The organism is Mesorhizobium sp. M7A.F.Ca.CA.002.04.1.1 (assembly GCF_004022805.1).
In the GTDB taxonomy this organism is placed as follows: domain Bacteria; phylum Pseudomonadota; class Alphaproteobacteria; order Rhizobiales; family Rhizobiaceae; genus Mesorhizobium; species Mesorhizobium ciceri.
On record NZ_RZPL01000371.1, the window covers coordinates 1 to 5,485 of the forward strand.

The 5,485-nt window shown below is 63.7% G+C and carries 6 protein-coding genes, 1 tRNA gene and 1 pseudogene; 4 read left to right on the plus strand and 4 right to left on the minus strand.

Features of this window, described 5'->3' with window-relative positions:
• From ENZ75_RS19250 to ENZ75_RS19260, 3 genes are all read left to right on the plus strand, one after another.
• The coding region (locus ENZ75_RS19250; protein WP_128278249.1) for a DUF2157 domain-containing protein at positions 1–910 on the plus strand (910 nt) is incomplete at its 5' end.
• Positions 907–1,491: a GDYXXLXY domain-containing protein gene (locus ENZ75_RS19255; protein WP_063168109.1), complete on the plus strand. Its 585-nt coding sequence runs from the start codon at positions 907–909 to the stop codon at positions 1,489–1,491. The genes ENZ75_RS19250 and ENZ75_RS19255, both read left to right, overlap by 4 nt.
• A 26-nt stretch (positions 1,492–1,517) precedes the next feature.
• Positions 1,518–2,966, plus strand: coding sequence for an aromatic amino acid lyase (locus tag ENZ75_RS19260; RefSeq protein ID WP_063168108.1), 1,449 nt, complete (start codon positions 1,518–1,520; stop codon positions 2,964–2,966).
• A 106-nt stretch (positions 2,967–3,072) separates the two neighbouring features.
• On the opposite strand, the gene ENZ75_RS19265 is transcribed toward ENZ75_RS19260, so the two are convergent.
• From ENZ75_RS19265 to ENZ75_RS19275, 4 genes are all read right to left on the minus strand, one after another.
• A tRNA-Leu gene (locus ENZ75_RS19265) sits at positions 3,073–3,158 on the minus strand.
• Positions 3,159–3,443: 285 nt separating this feature from the next.
• Positions 3,444–3,611 (minus strand): outer membrane beta-barrel protein, encoded by a 168-nt coding sequence (locus ENZ75_RS35170; protein ID WP_245481176.1) that lies wholly within the window; start codon positions 3,609–3,611, stop codon positions 3,444–3,446.
• Positions 3,584–4,108 (minus strand): porin family protein, encoded by a 525-nt coding sequence (locus ENZ75_RS19270; protein WP_245481177.1) that lies wholly within the window; start codon positions 4,106–4,108, stop codon positions 3,584–3,586. The genes ENZ75_RS35170 and ENZ75_RS19270 overlap by 28 nt, the downstream gene beginning before the upstream one ends.
• A gap of 94 nt (positions 4,109–4,202) precedes the next feature.
• Entirely contained in the window at positions 4,203–5,054 is an 852-nt protein-coding gene (locus ENZ75_RS19275; protein WP_063168107.1) for an alpha/beta fold hydrolase, read from the minus strand.
• A gap of 147 nt (positions 5,055–5,201) precedes the next feature.
• On the opposite strand from ENZ75_RS19275, the pseudogene ENZ75_RS19280 reads away from it, so the two are divergent.
• Positions 5,202–5,485 (plus strand): annotated as a pseudogene (locus tag ENZ75_RS19280) (adenine deaminase); the annotation flags it as partial.

A 5,485-nucleotide genomic window follows, 5' to 3' on the forward strand; every position in this document is an offset into this window, starting at 1 on the left:
CCCGAGGCTGGCGCGCGTGGCGGCGCTGTTTGCCGTCATCCTTGGCGGCTATGTCGGCGGCGCGGTGCTGAAGGCCCGCGACCATGCGGCAATCGGGGAAGCGCTGTGGATCGTGGCGGCCGCGGCTTTCGGCGGCTCGATCGCGCTGATCGGCCAGATGTATCATCTCTCGGGCGACGAGGCCTCGGCTCTGGTGACCTGGGGAGCCGGCACGGCGCTGGCGGCGGTTGCGCTGCGATCGAACCCGCTGACGGTGGCTTCGGTCGGCATCGCCGATGCCTGGCTGGTCCTCAAAGGCTTCGACTATTACAGCCGCAGCGATTTTCCGCACGGCTTCGTCGTGATGGCGATCGTGCTGTTTGCCGTCTCGTTCTGGACCCGCAGCCAGGCGGCGCGCCACCTGATTATCCTGTCGGTGCTGTTCTATCTCATGCTGCTGGTCACCAACCACGACACGCTGCAGGTGGCGATCCCGCTGGTCGTCGCCTCGGCGCTGCTGTTCGCGGCCTCGGTCTTCGCGCCTGGCCCGGTCGACCGGGTCGTGCAACTCGGCGGCCGCTTGCCCTTGCACGCGCTGCTCGCCTTCCTCACCGGCCTCGCAATGATCCAGTTCGAACTCGCCGACGAGAGCACCTACAACAGCGGTTTTGCCCTCGCTTCGGCGATCGCGCTGGCCGGTGTTGTCGCCGCGATCGTGCTGGCAGGACGGGAGAGCCGTGGGCTACGCTGGCTTGCCTATCTCGGCTTCGCCTTCGAACTCGCCATCATCTATGTCGTGACCCTGCAATCGATGCTCGATACGGCCGGTTTCTTCCTGGCCGCCGCGGTGCTGCTCGGCATCCTCGCGATCGTCATCATCCGCGTGGAAAAACGCATGAAGGGCCCAGACGCCAAGGGAGCCACGGCATGATCACCGGGAAAAGGCTTGTCATCTCGGCGCTGGTGCTGGCGCTCGTCCAGATAGGCTTCCTGAGCTGGATCATCGCCGGCCGGGCGGCGATCCTGCGCAACGGCAAGGAAGTGCTGCTGAAGATCGAACCCGTCGATCCGCGCGACCTCCTGCGCGGCGACTATATTATCCTGGGCTACGAGATTTCACGCATACCGGTGAAAATGATCGCCAACATTCCGCCCGACAAATTTTCAAGCGACGATACGTCGATTGTGGTGCGCCTGAAGAAGGGCGCCGACGGCTATTGGCAGCCGACGGCCGCCTGGTTCGGCAAGGCGCCAACGATGGCAACCGCCGACGAGGCCGATATTCTAGGCCACATCGCCGAAGGCTGGGACCTTCGCGGCGAAGAGGCGACCATCGCGCCGGACTATGGCATCGAGCGCTTCTATCTGCCGGAAGGCGAGGGGATGGCGATCCAGAACGACATGCGGGTGCGGCCATTCGGCATCCGTCTTGCTCTTGCCGGCGACGGCACCGCGCAGATCAAGGCGCTGGTCGACGGCGACAAGACGCTGTTCGAGGAACCACTCTACTAAGTCCCTTATTTCCGATGGTGTGAAGCATGCCAGTTAGCCTGTCGACGCGTGAAGACATCAACCTCGACACTGTCTTCCGCGTCGCCTGGAAGAAGGACACGGTGGAGATCAGCGAGAAGGCCTTGCAGCGCATCGCCGAATGCCGCGTCTCGTTTCTGAAGCTGATTGAATCCGATCCGCCACCGGTCATCTATGGCGTCACAACCGCCATGGGGGAATTGGCAAGCCGAAAGCTCGAACCTGACGAGCGTGATCGCCATGCGCGCATCAAGGCGTTTGCCGCCGCCACCTCGTTCGGCGATCCCTTGCCGGATCGCGTGGTCAGGGCGATCGTGCTTGCCCGTCTGACAAACTTCATCGAGGGCAACGCCGCCACCACGCCGCGCATCGCGCTTGCCGTGGCCGCGATGCTCGACGGTGGGCCGATGCCTGTCGTGCCGGCCTCCGGCCAGGGCGGCGCCGGTGAGATCCTGGCGCTCTATCCCTTGTTTGCAGAACTTTCGACGCGCTTCGACCTCGAGGTCAAGGAACGCGGCTCGCTCATCAACGGCTCGCCCTGCGCCGCCGCTTTGGTGGCCGACGCAGCGCTCGCGGGGCGCCGCCGCATCCGCATGGCGCAAAAAGTTTTCGCGCTGTCGATCGAAGCGTTTCGCGCGCCGCTCGAGCACTATGACGCGGCGCTCGACACGCTCTGGGGCGATGAGCATGAAACGGCTGCCCTGCAGGGATTGCGGGAGTTTCTGGTTGGCGCCGGCGATGGGCGACGCAACTATCAGGCGCCGGTCAGCTACCGCATCGTGCCGCGCGTCCTCGGCCAGGCGCATCGTGCGCTGGCGACGGCCGAGCGGGCGGCCAATGTGTCGCTGGCCTCGATATCGGACAATCCCGTCTACATCCCGCCCGACGATGCAGATCGGCTCGGCCGCTGCATCTCGACCGGCGGCTATCACAATGCGATGGCAACGCCGGCGCTGGACGATCTGGCGGCGATATGGGCCGACATCTGCCTGCTCTGCGACCGCCACGCCTCGAAGCTTCTGAACGGCAAGGTGTCGCTGCTGCCGGATCTGCTGATGACCGGACGTCACTCAGCCGACAGCGATGGCCATGGCAATGTCGGCTATGTGCCGATGGCGATCACCGGCTATCTCGAGCAGGCCAAGCTGGCCGCACAGCGCACCTTCATTCCGGGCACGGAATCGGCTGGCGCGGGGCAGGACGACGTCGCCACGACGGCGTTCTTCGCATGGGCCAAGGAAGCGACCGCCGGCCGCTGCGTCGATGCCGCCATGGCGATGCTGGCAATGATCGCCTCGCAGGCGCTGCACGTCACCGAACGGACGCCGCCGCCGGCACTGCGTTCCTTCGTCGATCAAATCAGAGCTATCGTGCCGCCTGTCGGCGCCGATCGCGTGCTGGGGCCGGAGCTTGCCAGGTTGGCGGAATGGTTCACTGAGAAAGTGTTCGAGGCGTAGAGATGCCAACAAAGCGGTAGCCGGTGAATTGGTGCGCCTGAACGGATGAAGTACGAACCTGCCGAGCTTCAGGTGGCCTGCCACCCGAAGCTCGAAGAGCGAAGGGTGGTGCGGACGACGGGAATCGAACCCGTACGATCAGAGATCGAGGGATTTTAAGTCCCTTGCGTCTACCAATTCCGCCACGTCCGCAGGCCAGCCCTTTTCAGACGCCAGACACAGGCCGTCAAGTCGTGTTGTTGAGCGTTCGCCGAACGTGCAAACAGACCGGGCGGCTTGATGATACTGGCGCGATCACGGAATTATCGGCGCGGCGGGTAGTGGTAGGATGCCTGTGTGGTGGATTTGATCCGCCAAGGCCGGCGCCTCTCAGGCCCAACCCATTCCCCCCGCCCACTGGGAGCGTCGGCCACCCTTCCATGAAGAGAGCCCCTCAAGTGGTCGCCTGGGCCGGCAGCGTCGCGATTGTGGGCCTGGTCAGAACTTGTAGCTCAAATTGATCCCGACCGTATTCAGCTTCACGTTCTGATCGCGATCGTTAAAGGGTTCTGCCACCTCGTAGTGCTCGGAGCCGAAATCATAGTAGCGATACTGCGCGCCGACGACGAACTTGTCGGTCAGCGCGTAGTCGCCGCCGGCACCCACGGTCCAGCCGACATTCGTGCGCGTGCTGTCGAACGCCGGACCGCGACTTGCGATGTTTCGATGCCGGCAAAGGCGACGCCGCCAATGCCGTAGACCAGCAGGCGGTCCATGGCGTAACCCGCCTTGGCGTTGACCGACCCGAACCACTTGATGTCGGTGCCGAATGTGCTTCCCAGCGCCGATACCGTCGTGCCGCCGACCGAGGAATAGTTGAGGTCCGCCTCGGCGCCGAGCACCGCCTGGTCGAATTGCCACAGGCCGGCGACGTGGCCGCCGACAAAACCGCCGTCAATGTCGGGCGCGATGGAAAATGGCGCACCTTCTGTCACCGATACATCGGATTGGCCCCAGCCATAGCCGGCCTGCAGACCAGCGTAATAGCCCGTCCAGTCGAATCCGGGCGCGGTCATCGGCACGTCGACCGCCGGGTCGGCTGCAAAAGCCGGCACGGCCAGAACGGCAAGGAAACCGGCACTAGCGACCATCAATCGACGCATCGAACTCCCCGAAATGACGGTTCAGAAAGATCCTCGTCAGAAGGATAACCGCATTCGCCGCAATCGCAATCCCCCTGTCGCCGTACAGAATCCTCTATTTGGCATCGATGAAGTCCAGCACAGCCTGGCTATATTCATCCGGCGCTTGCAGCATGGCGAAATGACTGGCGTTGGGCAGGATGATCAGCTTCGCACCTGGGATGGCGGAGGCGATATAGTCGGTGTGTTCGCGCTTGATCGCCTCATCGTGGTCGCCGGCAACGATCGCCGTCGGCGTGGTTATCTCGGCAAGCTGTTCCTTGCTCCACGCCGGCTCGCTCTCCCACATGTGGCTCATCTGCGCCACGAAGGCGTCATACTGGTCCGGTGTTTTCGACATCTTCTTGTAGTCGCGGCCGGAGCGGTCGATGTAGGCGGCAAAGGTCTTGTTGGTCATCACGCCCGGATCAAGGCCGTCGGTGGTTACGTTGGCGGCTTGCGCGAACAGCCTTGTCAGCCGCTCCGGATGATGCAGTGCGATGTCGATACCGATGATGCCGCCATCGCTCCAGCCGACAAGCGCGGTCTTGTCGATCTTCAGGTGGTCGAGCAGCGCCAGATAGTCCGATGCCATCAAGTCGTAGCCATAGGGCTGCTCGGTGCGGGTGGAGCGGCCGTGGCCACGGCTGTCGGCGACGATTACCTTGTGCGTCTTGGAAAGCGTGGCCACCTGGCTGGCCCAGATGTCGCCGTGGCCGAGGCCGCCATGGATGAGCAGCACCGGATCGCCCGCGCCGAAAACGGCGTAGTACATCTGGATGCCGTTCACCGGCGCGTATCCGCTCTGATCGGGTTTGGGCATGGCCGCTGGTTCCGGCAAGGTCTGCCAACGCTCCTCGGCCACGGCAGAAGTGGTCGACGCTGCGAACAAGATAACGATGGCGAACGCTTTCCAAAAACGGGTCATGTCTTCCCTCATATGGTTCGGTTCGCGGTCAGCATCGCCTTCCAGCCGGATTAGTCAACAAGCTCGCCCTGACGCGGTATGTCGGACCGACGGCTCTGGCGGCGCCCGCCGACATTTGCGAGACTGGCGGCAACCGAGGAATCGCCAATGACGAAAGCAACGCCCGCAAAACCCAGACCGTGGACCGAGATGGCGACACATCTGGTCGATGTCGCCGTGGGGCGCAAACCCGCTGACCTGGTCGTGCGCAACGGCCGCTGGGTGAACGTTCATTCGGGCGAGATCATCGCCGGCACCGACATCGCCATTGCCGGCGGGCGCTTTGCCTATTGCGGGCCCAATGCCAGCCATGCAATCGGCCAGGGCACCAAGGTGGTCGATGCCGGCGGGCGTTATCTGGTGCCCGGCCTCTGCGACGCGCATATGCATGT